The sequence below is a fragment of the Undibacterium hunanense genome (assembly GCF_014284335.1).
Lineage (GTDB): Bacteria > Pseudomonadota > Gammaproteobacteria > Burkholderiales > Burkholderiaceae_D > Undibacterium > Undibacterium hunanense.
Genome location: NZ_JACOGF010000005.1, coordinates 218,065 through 243,192 on the forward strand (window position 1 = coordinate 218,065; position 25,128 = coordinate 243,192).

At 52.6% G+C, this 25,128-nt stretch carries 27 protein-coding genes; 23 read left to right on the top strand and 4 right to left on the bottom strand.

The genetic code is table 11. The features are described 5' to 3' along the window. Nucleotides 1-51: 51 nt before the first annotated feature. The 7 genes from H8L32_RS12110 (at nt 52) to H8L32_RS12140 (ending at nt 7,940) form a co-directional block, all read left to right on the top strand. Nucleotides 52-804 (top strand): electron transfer flavoprotein subunit beta/FixA family protein, encoded by a 753-nt coding sequence (locus H8L32_RS12110; RefSeq protein ID WP_186947485.1) that lies wholly within the window; start codon nt 52-54, stop codon nt 802-804. A 108-nt stretch (nt 805-912) separates the two neighbouring features. Further along, the gene (locus tag H8L32_RS12115; RefSeq protein WP_186947486.1) at nt 913-1,842 is read left to right on the top strand and encodes an electron transfer flavoprotein subunit alpha/FixB family protein; all 930 of its coding nucleotides are present in this window, start codon (nt 913-915) and stop codon (nt 1,840-1,842) included. A gap of 106 nt (nt 1,843-1,948) precedes the next feature. Continuing rightward, nucleotides 1,949-3,739, top strand: a complete 1,791-nt coding sequence (locus H8L32_RS12120) for an acyl-CoA dehydrogenase (RefSeq protein ID WP_186947487.1) — start codon at nt 1,949-1,951, stop codon at nt 3,737-3,739. 272 nt (nt 3,740-4,011) lie between these two features. Then, nucleotides 4,012-5,706 (top strand): thiamine pyrophosphate-binding protein, encoded by a 1,695-nt coding sequence (locus tag H8L32_RS12125; protein WP_186947488.1) that lies wholly within the window; start codon nt 4,012-4,014, stop codon nt 5,704-5,706. Between the two features lie 59 nt (nt 5,707-5,765). Then, nucleotides 5,766-6,785 (top strand): extracellular catalytic domain type 1 short-chain-length polyhydroxyalkanoate depolymerase, encoded by a 1,020-nt coding sequence (locus H8L32_RS12130; protein WP_186947489.1) that lies wholly within the window; start codon nt 5,766-5,768, stop codon nt 6,783-6,785. Nucleotides 6,786-6,859: 74 nt separating this feature from the next. Next, entirely contained in the window at nt 6,860-7,054 is a 195-nt protein-coding gene (locus tag H8L32_RS12135; RefSeq protein WP_186947490.1) for a hypothetical protein, read from the top strand. Beyond that, nucleotides 7,035-7,940, top strand: coding sequence for a hypothetical protein (locus H8L32_RS12140; RefSeq protein WP_230412178.1), 906 nt, complete (start codon nt 7,035-7,037; stop codon nt 7,938-7,940). Before H8L32_RS12135 ends, H8L32_RS12140 begins: the two co-directional genes overlap by 20 nt. Nucleotides 7,941-8,202: 262 nt before the next feature. Here the strand turns inward: H8L32_RS12140 and H8L32_RS12145 are convergent, their stop codons facing one another. Next, nucleotides 8,203-8,631 (bottom strand): NINE protein, encoded by a 429-nt coding sequence (locus tag H8L32_RS12145; RefSeq protein WP_186947491.1) that lies wholly within the window; start codon nt 8,629-8,631, stop codon nt 8,203-8,205. 185 nt (nt 8,632-8,816) lie between these two features. On the opposite strand from H8L32_RS12145, the gene rpsP reads away from it, so the two are divergent. The 9 genes from rpsP (at nt 8,817) to H8L32_RS12190 (ending at nt 15,637) form a co-directional block, all read left to right on the top strand. Next, nucleotides 8,817-9,065, top strand: coding sequence for a 30S ribosomal protein S16 (gene rpsP, locus H8L32_RS12150; protein ID WP_186947492.1), 249 nt, complete (start codon nt 8,817-8,819; stop codon nt 9,063-9,065). Between the two features lie 11 nt (nt 9,066-9,076). Further along, nucleotides 9,077-9,619 carry a ribosome maturation factor RimM gene (gene rimM / locus H8L32_RS12155; RefSeq protein ID WP_186947493.1) on the top strand — a complete coding sequence of 181 codons (543 nt, stop codon included), beginning with the start codon at nt 9,077-9,079 and terminating at the stop codon, nt 9,617-9,619. Between the two features lie 159 nt (nt 9,620-9,778). After that, entirely contained in the window at nt 9,779-10,525 is a 747-nt protein-coding gene (gene trmD / locus H8L32_RS12160; protein WP_186947494.1) for a tRNA (guanosine(37)-N1)-methyltransferase TrmD, read from the top strand. A 130-nt stretch (nt 10,526-10,655) separates the two neighbouring features. Further along, complete coding sequence (gene rplS, locus H8L32_RS12165) at nt 10,656-11,039, top strand: 50S ribosomal protein L19 (RefSeq protein ID WP_186947495.1); 384 nt, start codon at nt 10,656-10,658, stop codon at nt 11,037-11,039. Between the two features lie 176 nt (nt 11,040-11,215). Continuing rightward, entirely contained in the window at nt 11,216-11,884 is a 669-nt protein-coding gene (locus H8L32_RS12170; protein WP_186947496.1) for a CoA pyrophosphatase, read from the top strand. Between the two features lie 276 nt (nt 11,885-12,160). Continuing rightward, nucleotides 12,161-13,111, top strand: a complete 951-nt coding sequence (locus tag H8L32_RS12175; RefSeq protein ID WP_186947497.1) for a CobD/CbiB family protein — start codon at nt 12,161-12,163, stop codon at nt 13,109-13,111. 110 nt (nt 13,112-13,221) lie between these two features. Beyond that, entirely contained in the window at nt 13,222-13,794 is a 573-nt protein-coding gene (locus tag H8L32_RS12180) for a GNAT family N-acetyltransferase (RefSeq protein WP_186947498.1), read from the top strand. Between the two features lie 28 nt (nt 13,795-13,822). Continuing rightward, entirely contained in the window at nt 13,823-14,992 is a 1,170-nt protein-coding gene (locus tag H8L32_RS12185; RefSeq protein WP_186947499.1) for an acyltransferase family protein, read from the top strand. Nucleotides 14,993-15,304: 312 nt separating this feature from the next. Continuing rightward, entirely contained in the window at nt 15,305-15,637 is a 333-nt protein-coding gene (locus tag H8L32_RS12190; RefSeq protein ID WP_186947500.1) for a DUF3579 domain-containing protein, read from the top strand. Between the two features lie 68 nt (nt 15,638-15,705). Here H8L32_RS12190 and H8L32_RS12195 read toward each other — a convergent pair whose 3' ends face one another. Beyond that, the gene (locus H8L32_RS12195; protein WP_186947501.1) at nt 15,706-16,617 is read right to left on the bottom strand and encodes a LysR family transcriptional regulator; all 912 of its coding nucleotides are present in this window, start codon (nt 16,615-16,617) and stop codon (nt 15,706-15,708) included. 101 nt (nt 16,618-16,718) lie between these two features. Between H8L32_RS12195 and H8L32_RS12200 the strand changes: the two genes are divergently transcribed. The 5 genes from H8L32_RS12200 to H8L32_RS12220 all read left to right on the top strand — a co-directional run bounded on the left by H8L32_RS12200 (nt 16,719) and on the right by H8L32_RS12220 (nt 22,023). Beyond that, entirely contained in the window at nt 16,719-17,450 is a 732-nt protein-coding gene (locus H8L32_RS12200) for a histidine phosphatase family protein (RefSeq protein ID WP_186947502.1), read from the top strand. Between the two features lie 185 nt (nt 17,451-17,635). Continuing rightward, complete coding sequence (locus H8L32_RS12205) at nt 17,636-18,400, top strand: SDR family oxidoreductase (RefSeq protein WP_186947503.1); 765 nt, start codon at nt 17,636-17,638, stop codon at nt 18,398-18,400. Between the two features lie 24 nt (nt 18,401-18,424). After that, on the top strand, nt 18,425-18,874 hold the full coding sequence (locus H8L32_RS12210) for a PaaI family thioesterase (protein ID WP_186947504.1): 450 nt from the start codon (nt 18,425-18,427) through the stop codon (nt 18,872-18,874). Nucleotides 18,875-18,952: 78 nt separating this feature from the next. Beyond that, nucleotides 18,953-20,179 carry an acyl-CoA dehydrogenase gene (locus H8L32_RS12215; protein ID WP_186947505.1) on the top strand — a complete coding sequence of 409 codons (1,227 nt, stop codon included), beginning with the start codon at nt 18,953-18,955 and terminating at the stop codon, nt 20,177-20,179. Between the two features lie 134 nt (nt 20,180-20,313). Then, a complete protein-coding gene (locus H8L32_RS12220; RefSeq protein WP_186947506.1) occupies nt 20,314-22,023 on the top strand; it encodes a long-chain-fatty-acid--CoA ligase in 1,710 nt (569 codons plus the stop codon). A 92-nt stretch (nt 22,024-22,115) separates the two neighbouring features. On the opposite strand, the gene H8L32_RS12225 is transcribed toward H8L32_RS12220, so the two are convergent. Together H8L32_RS12225 and H8L32_RS12230 are read right to left on the bottom strand one after the other, a co-directional pair. Then, complete coding sequence (locus H8L32_RS12225) at nt 22,116-22,292, bottom strand: hypothetical protein (RefSeq protein ID WP_186947507.1); 177 nt, start codon at nt 22,290-22,292, stop codon at nt 22,116-22,118. Between the two features lie 78 nt (nt 22,293-22,370). Continuing rightward, the gene (locus H8L32_RS12230) at nt 22,371-22,880 is read right to left on the bottom strand and encodes a cell division protein (RefSeq protein WP_186947508.1); all 510 of its coding nucleotides are present in this window, start codon (nt 22,878-22,880) and stop codon (nt 22,371-22,373) included. Between the two features lie 159 nt (nt 22,881-23,039). Between H8L32_RS12230 and H8L32_RS12235 the strand changes: the two genes are divergently transcribed. After that, complete coding sequence (locus H8L32_RS12235; RefSeq protein ID WP_186947509.1) at nt 23,040-23,702, top strand: response regulator; 663 nt, start codon at nt 23,040-23,042, stop codon at nt 23,700-23,702. Then, nucleotides 23,699-25,024: an ATP-binding protein gene (locus H8L32_RS12240; protein WP_186947510.1), complete on the top strand. Its 1,326-nt coding sequence runs from the start codon at nt 23,699-23,701 to the stop codon at nt 25,022-25,024. The genes H8L32_RS12235 and H8L32_RS12240 overlap by 4 nt, the downstream gene beginning before the upstream one ends. The last annotated feature ends 104 nt before the right edge of the window (nt 25,025-25,128 follow it).

Sequence of the window (25,128 nt, forward strand, 5' to 3'; positions counted from 1 at the left end):
TATATTTGTATCACCTTCGGTATTTCCCAATTAGCTCATAAAGGCAGAACTATGAAAGTCCTGGTACCAGTCAAACGCGTCGTCGATTACAACGTCAAAGTACGTGTCAAATCTGATGGCTCTGGCGTTGATATCGCCAACGTTAAAATGTCCATGAACCCATTTGATGAAATCGCTGTTGAAGAAGCCACTCGCCTGAAAGAAGCCGGCGTCGTGACTGAAGTCGTCGCTGTTTCTTGCGGCGTGGCGCAATGCCAGGAAACCCTGCGTACTGCCATGGCGATTGGTGCTGACCGCGGTATTCTGGTCGAAAGTGACGCAGAATTGCAACCGCTGGCTGTGGCCAAATTGCTCAAGGCACTGGCTGACAAAGAACAACCACAACTGATCATCCTCGGCAAACAGGCAATTGATGATGATTGCAACCAGACTGGTCAGATGCTGGCAGCCCTGCTGGGTTGGCCACAGGCGACTTTCGCATCCAAAGTCACGGTTGCTGATGGTAAAGCCACAGTGACACGTGAAGTTGACGGCGGACTGGAAACGCTGTCCCTGACACTGCCAGCCATCATCACCACTGACTTGCGTTTGAATGAGCCACGTTATGTGACTTTGCCTAACATCATGAAGGCCAAGAAAAAACAACTGGACAATGTCAAACCGGCAGACCTGGGTGTGGATGTTGCTTCCCGTGTCAAGACTTTGAAAGTGGTAGAGCCACCAAAACGCAGCGCTGGTATCAAGGTACCTGACGTGGCCACACTGGTTGCCAAGCTGCGCAATGAAGCCAAGGTCATTGGCTGATTTCATCCGGCTTGATTAAGCCTGGACAGGTTTGGATAAAGATAGAATTTAAGAATAATTTTTGTTGGCAGGGCATGGTTCCTGACGACACATCAAGTGGAAGACATCATGACTACACTCGTCATCGCTGAACACGACAACGCTGGCCTCAAGGGCAGCACATTGAATACCATCACTGCTGCCACACAATGTGGTGCAGATGTACACGTACTGGTTGCTGGCTTCAATGCTGGCGCAGTGGCACAAGCCGCAGCACAAATCGCTGGCGTTGCCAAAGTATTGCATGCAGATGCAGCGCATTTTGCTGATGGTCTGGCAGAAAACATTGCTGAACAGGTATTGGCCATCGCTTCTGGCTACAGCCACATCCTGGCGCCAGCAACTGCCTACGGCAAAAACATTTTGCCACGCGTTGCAGCCAAGCTCGACGTATCGCAAATTTCTGAAATCACCAAGGTAGACAGCCCTGATACGTTCGAGCGTCCTATCTATGCCGGCAATGCCATCGCGACCGTGCAATCGACTGATGCCGTCAAGGTCATCACCGTACGTACCACAGGGTTTGATGCTGCTGCCACTGGCGGTTCTGCTGCTGTTGAAACAATTACTGCCGTTGCTGACTCTGGCAAATCTGCTTTCGTTTCCCGTGAAGTGGCCAAGTCTGACCGCCCTGAACTGACCGCTGCCAAAGTCATCGTTTCCGGTGGCCGTGGCATGGGTTCTGGCGACAACTTCAAGATTCTGGAACCGCTGGCTGACAAGCTGGGTGCAGCGATGGGTGCATCCCGTGCTGCGGTGGATGCAGGGTTCGTGCCGAATGACTGGCAAGTGGGCCAAACCGGCAAGATCGTTGCGCCGCAACTGTACATCGCCGTTGGTATTTCTGGCGCGATTCAGCATCTGGCCGGTATGAAAGATTCCAAAACTATCGTCGCTATCAATAAAGACCCTGAAGCACCGATCTTCTCGGTAGCGGATTACGGCATTGTTGGCGATTTGTTTGAAATCGTTCCACAGCTTGTTGCTGAATTAGGTTAATTTTTTTGGTCGCTGCGGCGGCCTGACGGGGGCAGGTAAGCGGTTTATCGCATTATTTCTAGCGATCTTCCTGACCTGCCCCTTTTTCTTTTTTTGGGATACAAAAATGAGCTATGTTGCCCCTGTCAAGGACATGCTGTTCCTCATCAATGAACTGGCCGGTCTGGCGGAAGTGAATGCCTTGCCTGGCTGTGAAGATGCAACGGCAGAAACCGTAGAAGCTGTGCTGGAAGAAAACGCCAAGTTTGCTGGTGAGGTGGTGGCGCCTTTGAACTTTCCTGGCGACCAGGCCCCCAGCTACTGGAAAGACGGCGAAGTCTTCACCAGCAAGGGCTTTAAAGAAGCCTTCAAGATGTTTGGTGAAGCAGGCTGGCAGGGTGTGCAGCATCCGCAAGAATTTGGCGGCCAGGGATTACCCAAGCTGGTGGCAACGCCGTGCATAGAAATGTTGAATGCGGCAAGTATCTCATTTGCCCTGTGCCCCTTGCTGACCGATGGCGCAATTGAAGCCCTGCTGACCGCAGGCAGCGACGAACAAAAAGCCATTTACCTGGAAAACCTGATTTCCGGTAAATGGACAGGCACCATGAACCTGACCGAGCCACAAGCCGGCTCTGACCTGGCGATGGTACGCAGCCGTGCAGTGCCGCAGGGTGATGGTACATACAAAGTATTTGGCACCAAGATTTTCATCACCTATGGTGAACACGATATGGCAGAAAATATCGTTCACCTGGTGCTGGCACGCACACCTGATGCACCAGAAGGTGTGAAAGGTATTTCCCTGTTCATCGTGCCCAAGTTTTTGGTGAATGCCGACGGCACACTGGGTGCACGCAATGATGCACATTGCGTATCGATAGAACACAAGCTGGGCATCAAAGCCAGCCCGACTGCGGTATTGCAATTCGGCGACAACGGTGGTGCCTTGGGTACCCTGGTTGGCGAAGAAAATCGCGGCCTCGAATACATGTTCATCATGATGAATGCAGCCCGCTTTGGCGTTGGCATGCAGGGCATAGGCGTGGCAGAACGCGCTTACCAAAAGGCCGTGCAATACGCCAAAGACCGTGTGCAGTCACGTGACCTGGCAGGTTCTGCCGGCCCGGTTGCCATCATCAACCACCCGGATGTACGCCGCATGTTGATGTCCATGCGTGCCCAGACCGAAGGCGCTCGTGCACTGGCCTACGTGGCTGCCGGTATCAGCGACTTTGCCCATCATCATGCAGATGCCGCAGTACGCAAGGCGAACCAGGCCAAATATGAATACCTGGTGCCTATCGTCAAAGGCTGGTCCACAGAAATGTCGCTGGATGTCACATCGACTGGTGTGCAGGTACACGGTGGCATGGGCTTCATCGAAGAAACCGGCGCGGCACAACACTACCGCGATGCCAAGATTCTGACGATCTACGAAGGCACGACAGCCATCCAGGCGAATGACCTGGTAGGCCGCAAGACTTCACGCGATGGCGGCGCCACAGCCAAGGCATTCATCGCTGACATGCGCGCAACAGAAGCACAACTGGCGGCGATTGGTTCTGTTGATGCGCTGGCGATACAGCGTCAACTGACAGCAGGTACAGCTGCGCTGGAAGATGTGGTTGATTATGTCGTCACCAACTTCAAGCAAGACATCAAAGGCGTGTTTGCCGGCAGTGTCCTGTACCTGAAGCTGGCAGGCATCGTTTTCGGTGGCTGGCAAATGGCGCGTACTGCCATCATCGCCCAGCAAAAACTGGATGCGGGCGAGGGCGATGCGGCTTTCCTGAAAGCCAAGATCGCCACGGCACGTTATTTCGCTGACCATATCCTGTCGGCAGCACAAGGTTTGCGTTCGGCAATTGTGGATGGCAGTGCTGGTGTCATGGCTTTGTCAGAAGACCAGTTCTGATGCGGGCTGTAAGAAAATAAGTGGTATGTTTGAACAGAAACTGAGTAGAAGCTGAATGTAAGCTGAATAAGGACGGCTCATTCCATGTTGAATGAGCCGTTTTTTTTGATGTTGTCCTGTTTGTCCTTCCCTGGCTTGTCTCCCCCCAAATCCTGTGTGCGTTAGCGCATAGAGGCTTTTCACGTTCACCTCTACCATCAAAGCTGGGCATCTGTTTTGCCCGCTGTTGATGTTGTCTGCCCAGATCGCGCGCCCCGGATGAGGAGAATCCCATGCAACAAACCGTCGCTGAATTTTTGGTTGCCACTTTATATGACATTGGTGTTCGTCAGATTTTTGGGGTGGTGGGCGATGCGCTTAATCCTTTTACTGATGCCATACGAAGACACAAAGGTATGGAATGGATAGGGGTCAGGCATGAAGAAGGTGCTGCGCTTGCGGCGGCAGGCCAGGCCAAGTTGACCGGTAAGCTTGCGGTCTGTTGTGGTACGACAGGTCCGGGTGCCAATCACCTGATCGCAGGCTTGTATGAGGCGCACAAAGATCATGCCCCTGTACTGGCTATTTCTGGCGGGGTACCTGCCGCCCAGCGGGGTAATGATTATCTGCAGGAAAATACACCTGATCTGCTGTTTCGCGATGTCGCGGTATATACCCAGACGCTGACGAATGCAGAACAGGCAGCACATATATTCCATCAGGCTATTGCCCATGCTTATAGCATGCACGGAGTTGCTCACCTGAACATTCCGCCAGACGTATTCTCTGCAAAAACGGATGCCACGATGAGCAGTCTGGCCACCCTGCGTGCCGCACCAGAAATGGCTGCCGATCCTGAAGATGTTGCGGTGGCGGTTCATTTAATCAGCCAATCAAAAAAAATCGCGATTTTTGCTGGTACCGGCTGTCGCTCTGCCATTGCACAAGTACTGCAACTGGCAGAACGTTTGCAGGCACCTGTCATGCATACTTTTCGGGCCAAGGACATGGTGGCCCATGACCATCCTTTTTGGATGGGAGGGGTGGGCCTGATAGGTGGTGCGCCGGGTGTTGATGCCCTGCAAAATGCAGAGTTGGTGCTGATGCTGGGATCTGATTACCCCTATACCGAATACCTGCCCAGGAACGGTAAGGTCATACAAATCGACTTGCGCGCCGAGGTGCTGGGGCGACGCACCGGCGTGCAATTGGGCATAGTCGGTGCGGTCAAGCCCAGTGTCATGCAATTGCTCGGGCAATTGCCGCAGCGGCAAGATCAGGATTTTTTGCAGAGCGTGAGCGAAGCACGCAAAAAATGGGAAGAGATGCTGGATAAAAAAGCCAGGTTGAAAGACAGCAATGAGCATGTCAATCCGCAGGCTCTGACACGTGGCATCAGCCTGCATGCGCAAAGTGATGCTGCCATTATCATCGACACGGGCGTGGTGACACTCTGGTGCGGTAATTGGTTGCAGCAATCTGGCCAGCAAAGGATTCTGGCTTCATTCAATAACGCTGCTGTCGGCACCAGCCTGGGTCAGGCCAACGGCGTGCAGGCCCTGAATCGCGACAGGCAAGTCATCGTGGCGGTAGGGGATGGAGGCTTTACCATGTTGCTGGGTGAATTCATGACCAGTGTAGAACATCATTTGCCGGTCAAGGTGATTGTTTTCAATAATCAGCAATGGGGTCTGGTCCATCTTGAAATGGAAGAGGCGGGTTTGCCTGCAGATAAAGGCAGCACATTTCCGAATATGGATTTTGCCGCCTTTGCCCTGGCCTGTGGTGCATCAGGATTTACAGTGAGAAAATCCAGTGAACTGGAAAACGGCTTGCGCCAGCTATTTGCTGCAAGCGGCCCCGCGCTCCTGAATGTCTTTATCGATCCCGCAGAGCTACCGTCCATGCCACATATCCATATTGACCAGATATGGCGTTTTGGTTTGGCACGGGTCAAGGAAGCCTTTTTGTCCATACGTGGTGGCTGAGAGGGAGTGATCCAGGGTGACAAGGCGTGAGGATAAAGAGTGAAAAATAGAACGCATCCATGACTAAGCGCATAGGCACGGCACTATGGAGAAAATCTTTCACCCGTATTGTCAGCAAGATGGCGAAGACAGCGACACGGGCGGGATCCAGGGTGATCAGGGAAGCGCTGACGACGGCGCCGGAAAAACGCAAACGCTTACCGGTTACAACACGACCGGTGTCGAAAAAGCGCAGCGAGCCCGGATTGACTGTCGGCATGACAGGTGCAAGGCGCTATCGTCTGTATAAGCCACCTGGTGTGCGGGGCACGGAATCTCTTCCTCTGATCGTCATGCTGCATGGTTGCGGACAAGATGCCGCAGCCTTGGCAGCAAGTACCAGAATGAATCAAATTGCCAGGCGAGAACGTTTTCTTGTGCTTTACCCTGAGCAAGAGCGTCTTGCGAATGTTCAGGCTTGCTGGAACTGGTACGACACGCGCTCTGGCAGGGCGCAACGCGAGGCTGATTCTATCGATGTGGTGATCGATCAAATTTGTTTGACACAACCAGTGGATAGTCGTCGCATTGCGCTGGCCGGATTATCTGCAGGAGCCAGTATGGCCGCACTTATGGCGATACGACACCCTGAACGTTTTCGGGTGCTGGCCATGCATTCCGGCATTGCTACCGGTCTTGCGCATTCATCCGCAACGGCCATCATGGCAATGCGTGGGCGCAGGCTTGTGGCTGATGCGCTGCCAGCAGGATTGAAGTTGCCAGCCTTGCTGATCATGCAGGGCAGTAAAGACCACGTTGTTGCTCCCGTCAATAGTGCATTGCTGGCGCAGCAATGGGCTGCCCAATCGGGGGCGAAAGCGGGCATGGCGCGTACCGTTCAGCGCGGCGCACGTTACCCGGCAACGATGACCGATTATCGTATCCGGGGACAAATCGTCATCACCTTATGCGAGATAAATGGACTGGATCATGCATGGAGCGGTGGTGCTGCGGGCCATGCCTATAGCGATCCCAAAGGTCCCGATGCATCCGGCATGATCTGGGCTTTTGCACGCAAACAATTTGCATATGCAGCCTGATTTCTGCCATTGCACATCAAGCTGTCTGTTGCGTGCAGCTTCGCTGAGTGCTTTCTGTCTGGCAGCGTTCAAACATGATCCGCGAGCTTGGACTGATGGCAGGCTCTTTAACTGTTACGCCAGTGTTCGTTAACGTACAGACATCAACTATTGCGGCGCATACGCTGAAGTCATTCTTGAAGGTTTTTGATGAAAAGACTTCAGAACTCCTTGCGAATAAAAACCAATTGAAAGCGGATGGATACTTCTATGAACAACAATACGACTGATGCAAATATGCTGGTAGTCACCCAGGAAAACGCTTCCCGTTCAGGCATTTCGGGCGTGTCCTGGGGGGCTGTGCTGGCCGGTGCAGTGGCTGCGGCCGCACTGTCCTTGATACTGTTGATGCTGGGTGCCGGGCTGGGTTTATCTTCGGTGTCACCCTGGTCTTATAACGCGACTGTAATGGGTATATCTACCATTGCGTGGCTGGCTTTTACCCAGCTTGCGGCGTCTGGTATAGGTGGCTATATCGCCGGGCGCTTACGCATCAAATGGAGCAACGTGCATGACGATGAGGTGTACTTTCGCGATACCGCACATGGCATGCTGGTATGGGCCGTGGCTTCATTATTGACGGTGGGTTTGCTGGCCAGTGCTGCACACAGCATAGTGAGTGGCGTAGTTGATACAGCAGAGAAAGGTGCGGGTATCGCAGCGACAACAGCAGTCGCAGCGGCAGCAGGAACGCCTGCCGCAGGCAGCACAAAAATGAATCCGGTTGATTATTTTACGGACATGTTATTGCGCTCCGGGCAGGCTTCTACAGATAGCAATGCTGCACACATGGAAGTGAGCAGGATTTTATCTGTTGGTGTTGTGGCCGGTGCACTATCGCCGGGTGACCGGGACTATTTGGCAAGCATCGTCGCCAAACGCACGGAAATGACACCGGTGGATGCAGCAAAACGTGTTGATGCAATCTTTGATCAAATGAATAAAGTGGTAACAGATATTGGGAGTGCGGCTAAATCAGCGGCTGATCAGGCACGCAGGGCTGCTGCAAATTCTGCCTTGTGGATGTTTGTCTCACTGCTTCTCGGTGCGTTTGTGGCCAGCCTGGCAGCAACACTGGGTGGTCGTCAACGTGACCAGGCACATGTGATTTCATAATCGTCACCCTTGCTTCCTGGTGGGGCAGGGGGATACCTCATTGTCTATTTTTTTTGGAGCCTATCATGCGTTCAATTTTACTTTTACTGCTCGGCATACCTCTGCCTATCGTTATTCTGATTGCCTTGTTCGTTCGTTAATACATCGGTATTGTTGAGGCAAGTGAAAATGCCCCGAAAAATTTTTCGGGGGCATTTTATTTATTCAGGTAGATGGCGCATGGCGCACGCGACAGGCGCCGTTTTTCTGCCCGGTAATCAGATCAACCGTATGCACCACCGGTGTATAGCAGGTCAAAGGTGCGGGCAATGGCGGCGATCAGCGTAAATGCGCCAACACCCAGTGTCAGCACCAGCAGCAGGGCCAGTGGCCAGGTTGACTCGCTGGTTTTACCGGATTTGCTATTATATTTTGCATCCCATTTTTCATCCGGTGTCAGGCCGATGACCAGTGCTTGCAGTATGGCGGCCAGGAAAGAAATCAGCAGCAGGCTGTATTGCACGATTTCGGGTTTGCCAAAATAGAAATAGTGGATGACCATACTGAGTGGCAGTGAGCTGAAATGCAGCCAGCCCCACTTGTCTTTTTTGCCAGCAAGATAAAAGCGGTGCAGGCCTATGCAGCCAAATACGGCGGCCAGCAATGCTGTCAGGGCTTTATTTTTATGCGGTGTGGTATTGGCGAGTGTCATTGCAGCATGTCATCAAAGTGGAAGCTGTGATTGTATGTCAAGCCGCCCTGATGTGTCGGAATAGTCACGTTGATCAATAAAAATGCGATTGCGCAAGGGAAAAGTGGGATAGTCCTTGCGACTTGCTTAAGAAACGGGCTATAATCTACAGCTTTTTCCGCGTTCAGACATTTTTTGGAAATATTATGGTCGTTATTCGTTTAGCTCGTGGTGGCGCAAAAAAGCGCCCTTTTTACAACATCGTTGCAACTGATTCCCGTAATCGTCGCGATGGTCGCTTTATCGAGCGTATCGGTTTCTACAACCCTGTAGCAACTGGTAATGCCGAAACAGTACGTGTAGCAGCAGATCGCCTGGCATACTGGCAAGGTGTTGGCGCGCAATTGTCGCCAGCAGTAGCTCGTCTGGTAGCATCCTCCAAAGCTGCAGCTTAATAGCCGCTTTGATGTCTGCTGGAGTTCATGTTCCTGATGATCTGGTCCTGGTGGGCTATATCTCGGGAGCATTTGGTATTCATGGCTGGGTAAGGATACGTCCTTATTCTGCTGATGCTGATGCAATGCTGTCAGCTAAGACCTGGTGGTTGGATAAGCCTGAGTTGCGTGATGTTGATCGCATGGAAGTCAAAATCCATGGCGAAGACGTGGTTGCGCGGCTGGTAGGTGTGCCTGACAGAAATGCCGCAGAAGCGCTGAAAGGTGCAACTGTACAAATTTCTCGCAAGCATTTTCCTGCTTTGGGGACCGGTGAATTCTATTGGCTCGATCTGATAGGTTTGCAGGTAGACAATCTTCAGGGTGAAAATTTAGGTGTCGTCAGGGATTTGATGGACAACGGTGCGCATCCGATTTTACGGGTGGCAGCAGCGGATGTACCTGAGAATGAACTGGCGAAACACGAACGCCTGATTCCTTTTGTAGAGACTTTCGTCAAGGAAGTGGATCAAAAGACAGGCAAAATCCAGGTCGACTGGGGTAGTGATTATTAAGGTGATGAATTCAGAACCTGTTTACGATCTGTAGCGAGCGTGCGTCAGCGGGGTCAGAGTAACAAAAACGCAGCGCAGAAAGTGGAATGTACTTGAGTACATGAGCCCCGATCACGCTCGCGCAGTAGGATCGTAAATAGGTTCTCAGAAGGCATAGCCATGCAGTTCGATGTCATTACGCTGTTTCCCGAAATGTTCGCTGCCATTACCCAATCTGGTGTGACCAGGCGGGCGTTCGAGCAACAAAAATGCGAATTGAAGCTGTGGAATCCACGTGATTTCACCACAGACAGGCATCGTACCGTGGATGACCGGCCTTACGGCGGTGGCCCCGGCATGGTGATGATGGCAAAACCTTTGCAGTCGGCAATTGACGCGGCAAAGCAGCGCCAGTCTGTCTCGGCACAGGCGGTACCCAAGGTCATTTATCTGTCACCCCAAGGCAAACCGCTGACCCATCAAAAGGTCATGCAATTGTCTGAAGCTGCGGGTCTGGTCTTGTTGTGTGGCAGATATGAGGCTGTTGATCAGCGTTTGCTTGACAGGTATGTCGACGAAGAGATCAGTCTTGGTGACTTTGTGCTGTCTGGCGGTGAATTGCCAGCCATGGCACTGATGGATGCCGTAATACGGCAAATCCCCGGTGTCTTGCATGATGAGGCGTCGGCAGTGCAGGACAGTTTTGTCAATGGCTTGCTGGATTGCCCGCATTACACCAGGCCAGAAGTATTTGAAGACGAAACCGTGCCTGCCGTGCTGATGGGCGGTAACCATGCCGAGATCGAAAAATGGCGCCGTCAGCGTGCACTGCAAGCCAGTCAACTGAAACGCCCGGATTTGATCGTCGCAGCCCGTGCTGCCGGTTTGTTGAGCCGTGCTGACGAAAAGTTTTTAAGCAGTTTGTAGTATTTTTCAGCTTCAGGGCTGGAATCTTTAAGCGTGGATCAATTGATTCACATGTTAAACCCCATCCTCTACCGGGCATCAGTCAGAACCAGATTCTGCGGCGTCGGCAAGATGGTCATAGGAGTAAAAAATGGATCTGATCCAAAAATTAGAGCAAGAAGAAATTGCTCGCCTCGGCAAGAACATCCCTGACTTTGCGCCAGGTGACACAGTTGTAGTGAGCGTCAACGTTGTTGAAGGCACACGCAAACGTGCACAGGCTTACGAAGGTGTTGTTATCTCTCGTCGTAACCGTGGTTTGAATTCCAACTTCATCGTCCGTAAGATTTCTTCCGGCGAAGGCGTTGAGCGTACATTCCAGTTGTATTCCCCACTGATCGCTTCTATCGAAGTGAAACGTCGCGGTGACGTACGTCGCGCCAAGTTGTACTACCTGCGTGAACGCTCTGGTAAATCTGCTCGTATCAAAGAGAAATTGCCAGCACGTAAGGTTGTTGCTGCAAAAGCAGAGTAATATCTGTTATTGCCGTATCGAAAAAAGGATGCTCAGGCATCCTTTTTTTATTGCTTTTTTCAAATGCTTTTTAGTGTGCCCGGACAGGCAAAGCAGTCTCTGTCCCGGTTTGAATTAAATCCCCCCGCGATTGTGATAGCAGTTCCGGGCCTGATGTGGTCGCAGACTTTTTCATCGTGAGCAACATTTTTCTGAATCCTGAATCCCTGCCCATCCAATCCGTGGCGACCGAGCCGGCGGTGCCTGTCAGCCGGCTGTCGCCAGCGTGGTTGCGTGCACGTTTTGCCCAGCCGCCCGAGTGGACGCCAGAAATCAATGATGAACATTCCCTGTCCAGAAACCTGCCTTTTCGCCCGGCATCGGTACTGATACCCATCGTCATCCGCCAGAGCGGGTTGACCCTGCTGCTGACCGAGCGTGCCGCGAATCTGAATCATCATCCTGGCCAGATCAGTTTTCCTGGTGGGCGTTTTGAAGAAGAAGACATCAATCCGGTAGAAACCGCGCTGCGTGAAGCAGAAGAAGAGGTGGGGCTGAATCGCCGTTATGTGGATGTGCTGGGCCATTTGCCGGATTACCATACCGGCACCGGCTACCGCGTCAGCCCCGTGGTGTCGCTGGTAGACCCCGGTTTTGACCTGCGCGCTGATCCTACTGAAGTTGCATCGATTTTCGAGGTACCCCTGGCTTTTCTGATGGATGGCCAGCATCACCAGCGCCGCCTGTTTGAACTGCCTGACGGTAGCGGCCAGAGGCAATTTTATTCCATGCCCTATGAGCAGCATTTCATCTGGGGAGCCACCGCCGGTATGCTGCGCAACCTGTTTCATTTCTTGCGCGCATGACAGCAAAAGACTTGCCTTCTTGTGTCCTGAGTTACTAATTCGTTGAATAAATCCGGCGAGAATCGATACGATACTGCCTCGCAAATGCGCGCAAGGCACCAGCCTTGCTGTGCTTTGCTCCTTGTCTCATACCGATTTCGCCTGATTTATTTTTCAACGAATTAGTAACTCAGGACACTGAACAAAGCTTCATAATCTGGGCAAATCGGTTTACACTTGCCGCATTTGCAAATTCATTGTTGTCAGCCTTGCGCTGCAACATCAATTCAGTCAATTATGACCTTTATTTCGATTCTGTTAGCTCTGTTGATCGAGCAGCTCAAGCCCTTGCGTGCGGATAACCCTATCTATACGCAGATTCAGACGCTGGCTGAAAAAATCGAGGCCTCGTTCAATGCCGGTAAAGTCAAGCATGGTCGCCTGGGCTGGTGGATCATAGTCGGCCTGCTGACTGTGCCTACTGCGCTGATCTACTGGCTATGCCATCGCCTGAGCCCCTTTGCAGCCCTGATCTGGAATGTGATCATCGTCTACCTGACCCTGGGTTTTCGTCGTTACAGCCACTATTTCACGTCGATACAACTGGCCCTGAGTTCAGGGGATGAAGACGCCGCCCGCCGTTATCTGGCGGAATGGACGCATCTGGACACCACCGGCCTGGATGTGTCTGAAATTTCAAGACTGGCTGTCGAGCGTTCGCTGATTGCCAGCCATCGCAATGTGTTTGGTGTGTTTTTCTGGTTCCTGATGCCGGTAGGGCCAGCCTGTGCCGTCATGTACCGCGTGGCTGAATACCTGTCGCGTGCATGGAATGAACCCGATCACATGAAAAATGAAGAATTCGGTGTCTACGCAGCCCAGGTGTTTTACTGGATAGACTGGATACCAGCCCGCCTGACAGCCGTTGCCTTTGCTGTTGTCGGCAATTTTGAAGATGCCGTGTATTCCTGGCGTAATTATGCTGATCGCTGGTCTGACGAAGCGGTGGGCATCATTCTTTCCGCCGGTGGTGGTGCACTGGGTGTGCGTCTGGGCGAGCCAGAAGAAAAAGCCATGGTCTTGCAGGCCGATGCCAGCGCCGTCGATGTCGACAGTCTGGAACTGGAAAGCCAGCCCGGTGCCGAAGCATCACCCAGAGCCCTGCAAAGCGCTGTTGGCCTGGTCTGGCGCGCCTTGTTGCTATGGATGCTGCTGTTATTGCTGCTCTCTTTTGCTGCCTGGGTATAAATAAAGAGCTGGTGCTCATGCTGCCAGCTTTTTTCTTCTTGCATGCGTGATGCGCTGGCTGCCCCGTCTGCGCAGTCACCGTCCTGATATGAAAACTGCCTGCTGATCACATGAAAAAAATTATTGCCCCTGGTATTTGCCTGCGTGCCTTTGAGGCGCAGGATGCAGAACAATTTACTGCTACGGTACTGGAATCCGTACCAACCGTCGGCCGCTGGATGTCGTGGTGCCATGCTGGCTTTACGATAGAAGGTACGCATGAATGGTTTGATACCTGCAATCGTGGTCGTGCAGAAGGCACGGCCTATGAATTCGGTATCTTTGCTGAAGACGGTAAGGAATTGCTGGGAGCCTGTGGCTTGAATCTGATCAGCAAGATGCATAATTACTGTAACCTTGGCTACTGGATCAGGCAATCCAGGCAGGGGCAGGGTATAGCCACCCGGGTGGCACGCATACTGGCTGAAGCCGGATTTAAAGAGCTGGGCTTTAACCGTATCGAGATCGTCGTGGCCGAAGGCAATGAACTCAGCATGCAAGTCGCCAGAAAGCTGGGTGCGCTGCATGAATGCACAGCCCGCAACCGTTTGATGGTAGATGGCTTGCCGGTAGCAGCATCGATCTATTCATTGATACCGCAGCAATGGCCGGCATTGCCATATCAGATCATTGTTGAGAATTAAGGGCTAATATCAGGGGAGGGCGGCTTATATGCAAGTGCTTGTTTCCAGCAATGACGCCTCTCCTGATGCGATCTCTGGTACTGCCTCTGACACTCCCCTTGCTACTACCCCCGGCACTAGCCATCCCACCGTTCGTAATGCCACCATTGATATTGCCAAAGGGCTGGGGATTATCCTGGTGGTATTTGGTCACAATTGGATCATTGCGCATGATCATGGCGAATTATTTCGCATCGTTTTTTCTTTTCACATGCCTCTGTTCTTCTTTCTGTCTGGTGCTGTGTTCCACCATGATGCCGGTTTCCGGGACTTTCTGGTCGTCAAGGCGGATGCGCTGCTGAAGCCGTATTTTGTGGTGCTGCTGATCTGGGGTGCTTTTCGCGTTCTGTTTGCCCATGTGCCATGGGATACTTACCTGGCCGGTCTGTTATATGGCACCGGCAACACCATAGAATGGGTACCGCTGTGGTATCTGCCGCATCTGTTTTTGGCCATGCTGGCTGCCTGGGGTGTGCTGCGTATCATCGATCATTTTGACGCCAGACAGGGCCTGGTGGCGCTTGTTACTACACTGCTGCTTGGCCTTGGGATCGTGCTGACACAGTTTGTGGCCCAACTTGACGGGCAAGCCTATACCCATCTGAACCAGGCACTGGGGAACCGGCAAAACAACTTCCCCGGTCTGCCCTGGAGTGCTGATCTGCTGGGCATCAGCACTGCCTTTATCCTGCTGGGTTATCTGTGGCGCGACAAGGTCATGCATTTCAAGCCGCAGCCATGGGGCGTGGCGCTGGCTGGCCTTACCTTCGTGACCTTGCATGTGTTGTTTGACGACACCATAGACTTGAACATGCGCCTGTACGGCAGTTGGTGGATATCCACGGCACAGGCACTGGCTGGCATTTACCTGTTGTTGAGTCTGGCCGATGTCCTGGGAAAATGGAATGCAGGCAGGCGGGCTCTGGCCTATCTGGGCAGCAGCAGCCTGTTTATCATGATTTTTCATTCATGGATAGAGTGGAAGGTGTTTGCCCTGCTGGGCAAGCTGGGCACACAGGACGATGTAGGCTTGCACAATATTCTGTATGCCAGCATTGCCCTGGTATGTGGCCTGCTGTTGCCCTTACTGATGCTGGAAGTGGTGAAAAGACAAACATTGCTGACAAAATTATTATTGGCTTCCAGAAGTCGCTTGTAGAAAATACAAACTTCATTCTGTGTGGATGGGCGTGCAAGTCATTAGCATGTAGCCTGTCTGTGTTCACATACAAAGAAGTTGGAAGTGCAGGTGCAAGCTGACGCTTTACTATGGTCCAAAATGAACTATATTAGCCAGATGCCATCCTGGCTTTCACATGCTGGAACGGATTTTGCAAAGACTCGTAATATATCTACCTGGCGATTTTGATTCAAGTCTTCTATAAGATATAATATGGAAGTATTTTGAAAGCTTGGTATCACATAATGATGTTGAGCTTTATTCACTCTTGCTTTATCGCAAGCCGAGCACATGGCCGATACCAAAAAAACGCAACAAGTCCGCGAGTTTTTCATCCAGGGCATCACCAGTGATGGGAAGCAATTTCGCCCCAGTGACTGGGCAGAGCGCCTGTGTGGAGCCATGTCCTGTTTCAGTCCTGACGGTGGCCGTCACTCGCATCTGCAATATTCACCCTATGTTCGCCCCATCCTGCTGAACGGCGTGCGTTCTGTCGTGGTCAATGAAGCCATACGTGAAATCGAACCGCTGGCCTACCATTTCGTGGTCAGTTTTGCCAAAGATAATGATTTGCAAATTATCGATGCCTGTCTGTTACCAGACGAGCCAAAGGCCGGTAAATAAATTTCACCAAATCCCATCTGGTTTAGTTGCAAGCTTGGGTTGCAAGCAGAACCATACTTTATTCCTTATCAAACCGTCTGGTTCTGAAACGCCGCTATCACCTGTTGTCTCAGCCAGCGGTTGGCTGGGTCATTTTCCACATTCTGGTGCCAGTACAGGTACACGTCCCATGAAGGCATGGCGACAGGTAAGGGAAATATCTGGTTGCCAAACTGTTCATTCGCAATGCGTGCATAGCCTTCCGGCATGGTCAGCAACAAATCGGTCTGACTAACCACCCTGCAAGCGGCGAAATAATGCTGGCAGCGCAAGCGTATGCGTCTTTGCAGGCCCAGGCGACTCAGCTCAAAATCTTCCAGACCCATACCCTTGCGGCGTGAGCTTGCCAGTATGTGCTCAGCCTGCATATACGTGTCCAGATCCAGCTTGCCATGGATGACGGGATGATCACGTCTTGCCAGCACGACGGTATTGCCTTGCACTACCTTCTGGCGGTGTATTTCATTTGGCAATGGCAACAACATGTCAATCGCCAGATCCAGACTGCCAGCCGCCAGTTCACTGACCAGTTCCCGCCTTTCTACCTGTATTGCTGCCAGATTGATTTGCGGTGCCTGCCGGGTAATGCTTTCCATTAATGGCGGCAGGGCAGTCGATTCCAATACATCACGCAAAGCAAGATTGAACTGTTTGCTAGCCAGTGCCGGGTCAAACTTGTCATTCTCGGTCAGCGTCACTTCCAGCCCGCGCAGCGCCTGTCGCACAGGTTCTATGATGCTGCGCGCCAGCGGGGTCGATACCATCATTTGCCCCTGGCGTACAAACAGCGGGTCATTGAACAATTGCCGCAGGCGGTTCAATGCATGGCTGATGGCAGGCTGGGTCAGGTTCAGTTGCTGGCTGGCACGGGTCACGCTGCCTTCGGTATAGATGGCAACAAAGACGGTGAACAGGTTTAAATCGACACGGGATAAATGCATGAGATTAATTAATATGGATAATAACTATTCATTTGATCAATTATAGTCGCGCGCTTACACTTTGTTCATCAATTTATACCTGATTTATCAAAGAGGAAGTAATGGCAGCTTTATATCTGGTCAGACACGGGCAAGCTTCATTCGGTAGCCAGAACTATGATCAATTGTCTGAACTGGGTCAGCAGCAGGCGCGGTATCTGGGGGGCTGGTGGGCGGCGCGTGACATGCAGGTTTCACGGGTTGTCACGGGTGCCTTGAAGCGACATCAGCAAACGGCACAAGTCTGTATGGCGGAAATACTGCAACAAGATGTTGACGCGCTGGATATGTCTGCCTGGCATTGTGATGCCGGTTTCAACGAATACAACCATCATGAAGTCCTGGCACGCCATGTTCCAGCCTTTGATGACCCGGCAGCGGTCAAACATTTCCTCATGAATACCCCGAATGGCAAGCAGGCCTTCCAGGATATTTTTGCCCAGGCCATCAGCCGCTGGATGTCAGGCGAACATGATGCTGAGTATGTGGAAAGCTGGAACACATTTCGCCAGCGTTGCGTCACCGCCATGCACAAACAACTGGCGATTGCTGATGATGCCAAAAACATCGTCGTGTTCACCTCTGGCGGCACCATATCGGCGCTCTGCCAGCATGTGCTGGGCTTTCCTGATCCGCGCTTTGCCGAACTTAACTGGTCGCTGGTGAATAGTGCCGTCACCCGCTTTCATTTGCAGCCGACAGCAGAAGGCATATTGCGTCCTGCACTGGCTTACCTGAACAATTTTTCGCATCTTGAAGTGTTGAATAACCCCAAAGCAATTACCTACGTTTAAGAACCTGTTTCCGATCTTAATGCGCGAGCGCAATCGGAGTCGACGCGAGGCTCATGCGCTGCTCAAAATGCTCATGTACTTAGAGTACATTCCGCTTTTTGCGCTGCGTTTTTGTTACCCTGACCTCGCTGACACCCGCTCGCTACAGATCGTAAACAGGTTCTAAGAAATAAGAGAGACAAGTTATGACAGCAATGTTCGATTTAACCGGCAAGGTCGCACTGGTCACCGGTGCCAGCCGTGGCATAGGTGAAGCCGTTGCCAAAACCCTGGCTGCCAACGGTGCCTATGTCATCGTTTCCAGCCGCAAGGCAGAAGCTTGCGAAGCCGTGGTGGCAGCAATTATTGCCGCTGGCGGCAAGGCCGAAGCACGTGCCTGCCATATTGGTGAAATGGCGCAGATTGATGCCCTGTTTGCCGACATTACGGCAGCGCACGGCAAGCTCGATATTCTGGTCAACAACGCCGCCACTAACCCTCACTTCGGGCATATCACCGAGACGGACGTGGGTGCCTTCCAGAAGACGGTAGATGTCAATATACGCGGCTACTTCTTCATGTCTTCTGCCGGTGCCAAACTGATGGCAAAAAACGGTGGTGGCAGCATCATCAATGTGGCTTCTGTCAACGGTGTGGTGCCAGGTGCCATGCAGGGGATTTATTCCATCACCAAGGCGGCAGTCATCGCCATGACCAAATCCTTCGCGCTGGAATGTGCACCCATGGGCGTGCGCGTGAATGCCTTGCTGCCCGGCGCGACCGATACCAAGTTTGCTTCAGCCCTGTTCCACAATCCTGTCATCCTTGAAAGAGCACTGACCCGCATACCCATGAAGCGCATTGCTGAACCCGATGAAATGGCGGGCACGGTCTTGTATCTGGCATCGAATGCGTCCAGCTACACCACCGGGGCCTGCATCAATGTTGATGGCGGCTATCTGGTTAGTTAATACGGCAAATAACAAGGCGCGATCATGAAACCGGCATACGTGGCAAGCAATCCAGATTACGCAGTGCAACTGAAGAGTCTGGTGCTGGCCATGCCCATGGCGCAATGGCTGGGCATACAGTTTGTGAAGGTGGAACCGGGCGAAGTGGAACTGGATATTGCCTACCGCGAAGAACTCAGTTTCGTACCCGGAAAGATGCAGGCCACAGCGATATTTGCAGCCGCAGATTTTGCCGGTGTTTCTGCTGCCGGCACTCTGTTGCCACCGGGCTGGATCAACGCCAGCATAGACAGTAGTTTAAAAATAGTCGCTCCCGCCGATGGTGAAAAACTGCGGGCACGCGGACGCGTGGTTTCACACAGCAAGTTGTTAACAGTCAGCGCCGCAGAGGTTTTCTCTGTACGTGATGGCGAAGAGGTTTTATGCGCAACAGCATTGCTGACGGCGCGCAATATTGAGCTACAAAGAAGGTAAAACGGACATAGCCATGTCCATTTGAAAAAAAACTGAACAAACCTAGCTAACTGAACAAACGAGGAAAAAGGACACATCATGGATTTTCAATACAGCCCCAAAGTCAAAGATTTGCAGACACGCCTGATCGCCTTCATGGATGAGCACGTCTATCCAAATGAAAAGACTTTCTTTGGTGAGATCGCTGCCAACCGCAAGGCAGGCAATGCCTGGATACCAACCAAGGTCGTTGAGCAACTGAAAGCCAAGGCACGTGATGCCGGTCTGTGGAACCTGTTCCTGCCAGAATCTGGCCATGGTGCAGGTTTGACCAATCTGGAATATGCACCGCTGTGCGAGATCATGGGCCGCGCTGTCTGGGCACCTGAAGTATTCAATTGCTCGGCACCCGACACCGGCAACATGGAAGTATTTGCCCGTTATGGCACGCCTGAACATCAGGAACAATGGCTGAAACCATTGTTGCGTGGCGAAATCCGTTCCTGTTTCGCGATGACAGAACCAGCAGTGGCGTCATCTGACGCCACCAATATTGAATCATCGATAGTGCGTGATGGCGATGAGTACGTTATCAATGGCCGCAAATGGTGGTCGTCCGGTGCCAATGATCCGCGCTGCAAAGTGTTCATCTTCATGGGCAAGAGTGATCCTGATAATGCTGACCGCCACAAGCAGCAATCGATGATCATCGTGCCGCGCGATACGCCGGGCGTAACCATTTTGCGTGCCTTGCCAGTCTTTGGTTATGACGATGCACCGCATGGCCATGGCGAAGTCCTGTTTGAAAACGTGCGCGTGCCCGCATCCAATATCTTGCTGGGCGAAGGCCGTGGTTTTGAGATTGCCCAGGGCCGTCTGGGGCCTGGCCGTATCCATCACTGCATGCGTTTGATCGGTCTGGCAGAACGTGCACTGGAAGACATGTGCAAGCGCTCGTTGACACGTGTGGCCTTTGGCAAACGGGTCGCAGAGCAGGGCGTGACACTGGAACGTATCGCCAATGCCCGCATCCTGATCGACCAGGCACGCTTCCTGGTCCTGAATGCCGCACAGATGATGGATACGGTAGGCAACAAGGCAGCCGCCAAAGAAATCGCCATGATCAAGGTGGCCGCACCGACCATGGCTTGCCAGGTCATTGACTGGGCGATACAGGCGCATGGCGGTGGTGGCGTGTCGGATGATTTTGGCCTGGCGTATTCATACGCACAAGCCCGTACCCTGCGCCTGGCCGATGGCCCGGATGAAGTACACAGAAATCAGATCGGCAAGATGGAATTGAAAAAATATACGGAGAAAAAATAATTACTTGTAGTTTCATAAGTGCGATTTACGGGTAGTTCCGGATTGGCCCTTCCTCTTTTTGAGGCAGGGCTTTTCCGACGTTAACTTCCCAGTTGGCTGACATTTTCAAATTATTCTTATAAAGAGAGACAAAAATGCGCGACTTACAACCCTGGATCAAATCTTACCCCGCAGGCGTACACTGGGACGCCGACCTGCCCATCAGCAGCGTGCCACAATTACTGCATGATGCCGTCGCCAAATGGCCGGACTTGCCTGCTCTTGAATTCATGGGCAAAAAGACCAGTTATGCAGAACTGCAAAAACTGGTGAACCAGGCTACTAAAGGCTTTCAGCAACTGGGTGTGAAGCCCGGCGTACATGTGGGCCTGTATTTGCCGAATACACCGCATTACGTCATCAGCTTTTTCGCCATCTTGCAGGCTGGTGGCACCGTGGTGAATTACTCACCGCTGGATGCCGAGAAAGTGCTGGAGCATAAAATTGCCGACAGCCATACCGATATGCTGGTGACGCTGGACATGGTCATGCTGTATCCGCAAATGGCCAAGATGCTGGGCCATACCCGCCTGCAAAAACTCATCATCGGCAATATCCCGGAAATGACGCCTTATCCGGATGCCGTCAGGGCGAATCTGGACAAGGCCGGCCAGCTCAGTGCCATTCCCGACAATGCACAACATCTGCTGTTTGCAAAACTGCTGGACAATGATGGTGATTACACGCCCATTGCGGCGATAGACCCCAAAGAAGCCATCGCTACCCTGCAATACACAGGCGGCACCACAGGCCTGCCCAAGGGCGCAATGCTCACTCATGGTAACCTGACCACGGCGTGCAGCCAGATCATGGAAACCACTAATATCGAGCCGCGCGTGCTGGAAGAGGGCAAGGAAAAACTGTTGGCCGTGCTGCCGCTATTCCACATCTATGCGTTGACGGTGGACATGCTGTTCGGCATACGCCTGGGTGCAGAAATTGTCTTGCATACCCGCTTTGATGCTGATGCCGTGGTGAAGGATCTGGCGAACAAGAAGATCACGGTATTCCCCGGCGTACCCACCATGTACACCGCCATCATCAATCATCCGCAAATCAAGGAATTTGATCTGAGCGCCTTGAAGTTCTGTAACTCCGGCGGCGCACCCTTGCCGACAGAGGTGTTGCAGCAATTCCAGGCACTGACAGGCTGTACCCTGCTGGAAGGCTGGGGCATGACTGAAACGTCACCCACTGGTACCTTCACACCTTTAGGTGGCGTGCGCAAGACAGGTTCCTGCGGTTTGCCTACGCCCGGCATCAGCTTCAAGTTTGTCAGCATTGATGATCCGCGTCAGGAGGTGGCACCGGGTGAACGCGGCGAAATCTGCGTCGCTGGTGCGAATATCATGAAAGGCTACTGGAACAAGCCAGATGCGACCCGTGAAGCGTTCACTGCCGATGGCTACTTCCGCACTGGCGATGTCGGGTACATGGATGCGGACGGTTTTGTGTACATCGTTGACCGCACCAAGGACATGATTCTGTCGGGTGGCTATAACGTCTATCCACGCAATATCGAAGAAGCGATTTATGAACACCCTGCAGTAGCCGAGGTCAGCGTCATCGGCATCCCCGATTCTTATCGCGGGCAGGCGGCCAAGGCCTTTATCAAACTCAAGGCAGGGCAGGCCGTATTCAGTTTTGATGACCTGAAAGACTTCCTTAAAGACAGGCTGGGCAAACATGAAATGCCGCAAGCCATGGACATTCGGGCTGAATTGCCCAAAACGCCAGTAGGCAAATTGTCCAAAAAAGAATTGTATGAAGAAGAGGCCAGGAAGCGGGAAGGAGCCGCTTCATAAGCCAATCAGTTCAATATCGATTCCATTTGTGTTGTGAGCGCTTCTGCGGCTTTTCTTCGTTGTGAGGGAAGCCGCAGTTTTTTTTGTTTCTTTTACTTGCTGTCGGCAGGTGTTTTGGCTTGCGCCGGCAATTGCAGCGTGCGCAATTCTTCTGTGCTGTGTTCCACCACGATGGTTTTGGTATCTATGGCCTGGCTCTGGCTACTAACTTGCAGTTCAGGTACGGCTTTTCTGGGGCGTACCGGTTGTGGGTGGTGTAGAAAGAACATGCGTGCTCCTGAATAAGAAGTTCGTAGATTGTGGCTGTTAATCCATTTGCAAGTACTGAGACGGCTGTAACCTGCGTTTTACGAAACAGGTTTTAGCGTCGTCGAATCACTGGCCTGATCAATCTGCCACAGCCACAGCAAAGGCGGTATCAGGGTCAGCACAGCCAGACTGTCTATCCAGACATGCACCACGGCATTCGCTTGCAGCGAAATCAGTATGTCTTGTGGTGCCCAGACTGCGATACCGGCAAGCAGCCAGCCCCATGCGAGGCGGCTGCGATAGCGCTTACCCAACTGCGTCAGGGCTGCCATCCACAGGCCGACGGTTTGTACGGTTGGTCCAAACAGACTGATCCACCATATCTGCACGGCACGTGCGGCATCCGGTGCGGCGGCTTGCCAGAAATGCTGGTCTATATGCTGGTGATAGACATCCATCCAGCTTTGCGCTGCCAGCCATGGCAGGATTGCACCGACCACAAAATGTGCCACGGCAGCAGCCATCATCCAGCGCACGAGCCATGTGCGTATCTTTTCTGTTCGTACAGAATGGACACCGGTAGTGATTGGGGCAGTTTGCGCTGTCATTTTTTCTTTCATTTCTTTGTTGTTATGGAAATTAACTGTCAAACGCAAAGCGGTGTCAAGCGGTTTAGTGCATGCCGTTAGCACCGCCATCGCGTACAATCCTCGCTTTACAGCATGTGCAAGCCGTCATTGCACCATAACCCTGATTTCTGACAGACCATGAAAGTCCTGCTCGTCGAAGACGATCCCATGATAGGTGAAAATATCCAGATCGCACTGGAGAGTGAATCCAATCTGGTCGACTGGCTGACCAGTGGCGAAGCCGCAGAGGCTGCCTTGCAAATCCACAGTTACGACATACTGCTGCTGGATCTTAGCCTGCCGCAGCGCGATGGCATGGATATCCTGAAAGCCTTGCGCAAGCGTGGTGATGCCCTGCCAGTGCTGGTCATGACGGCGCGTGATACCGTGGCGCAAAGAGTGCAGGGCCTGCATGCCGGGGCGGATGATTACCTCATCAAGCCCTTCGATCTGGATGAACTGATTGCTCGCATGCACGCGCTGCTGCGCCGTTCACGCGGGCGGGTGGACAGTTCTTATGTTTGTGGTGAGGTGGAGGTGGATTCAACCACGCGCCAGGTTTTCAACGCCAGGGAGCAGGTCATTCTGTCAGCACGTGAATGGACCATACTGGACGCTCTGATCGCCAGGCCAGGTGCCATCCTGTCGCGCAGCCGGCTGGAAGAGCTGCTGTTTGGCTACACCTCAGAAATTGAAAGCAATGCGGTGGAAGTGTATATCCATGGCCTGAGAAAAAAACTGGGCCAGAAATTTATCGTCAACGTGCGTGGTGTCGGTTACATGGTTGAGAAAAACGCATGAAATCCCTGCGCCTGCAAATGATGCTGCTGTTTGGCATCGCCATTCTGACTGCCGCTGCCCTGCAGTTTGCCACATCCCTGCATGCCGCCATCAGCGAAGCCGACAAACTGTTCGATTACCACATGCAGCAAATGGCACTGGCCCTGCAAGACGGTGATTTTGACCAGGTAGACTGGCATACCTTGCCCGGCGCCGAGATGGATGATTTTGATTTTGTAGTGCAGGTATGGTCAGAAGATGGTGCCAGGGTGTACCAGTCACGCCAGCATCGCAGCTTGCCGAAACAGGCGGCACTGGGTTATTCCACCGTCAATCTTGAAAATGGCGACTGGCGCGTGTATGCCGCCGAAGAAAACAAGCGCGTGATCCAGGTCGCGCAAAAAATCAGTGCCCGCCGTGAACGTGCATTTTCATTTGCCCTCAGTACCCTGTGGCCGGTCATTCCTGTTTCCATCTTGCTGTTTTGTGCTGCCTGGTGGGGCGTCAGCTCGGTACTGGCACCACTTAATCGCATCGGCAGTGAACTGGCTAATCGCAGCGCCAATTCTATCGACCCGGTGTCAGACAAAGGCTTGCCCGGCGAAGTGTCCCTGCTGGTGACGGAATTGAATTCACTGCTTAACCGCATGGGCCAGGCCTTGCAGGCACAGCAGCGCTTTGTCGCCGATGCCGCACATGAATTGCGTTCGCCGATCACAGCCCTGCGTTTGCAGGTGCAGAACCTGGGCCGTGCCAAGGATGAAAACACGCATGAGCAAGCCGTCAATCGCCTGCTGGGCGGGGTAGACCGTGCATCGCGCCTGGTGGAGCAATTGCTGGCACTGGCCAGGCAAGACCCTTCATCGCAGGCGGCACTCAGCTTCAGTCCGACCTTGCTGAACGCCTGTGTGGAACAGGCCGTCAGCGATGTGATGCCGTTTGCAGTGTCAAAAAAAATCAGCATCAGCAGCCAGATGGCCGCCAATACCGCTTTGATGGGCGATGCCGAAAGCCTGCGCGTCATGATACGCAACCTGCTTGACAATGCCGTGCGTTATATACAGGGAGAAGGTACAGTCTACATTACGCTGATTGATGATATAGGCGGCATACAGCTGGTGATTCAGGATTCCGGGCCTGGTATCCCCGAAGCCGAACGTGAGCGCATTTTTGATCGTTTTTACCGCGTAGCAGGCAGCAGTGCCAGTGGCAGCGGCCTGGGTCTGGCCATTACCAAAGCCATTGCCGATCACCACCAGGCGCGCATACAGATGGCCCAGGCTGCCATCGGCGGGCTGGAAGTACGCATACAGTTTCCGGCTTCTCTTCGCCATGCAAGTTAAAGATAGCCGGAAATTGGCTGGCAAATATTGCAAAAATCATCAATCTCAGCGTAAAAATCCCTGTTTTATCCCTATCCACGGGTATTTTTTAAGATTCGCCTAAG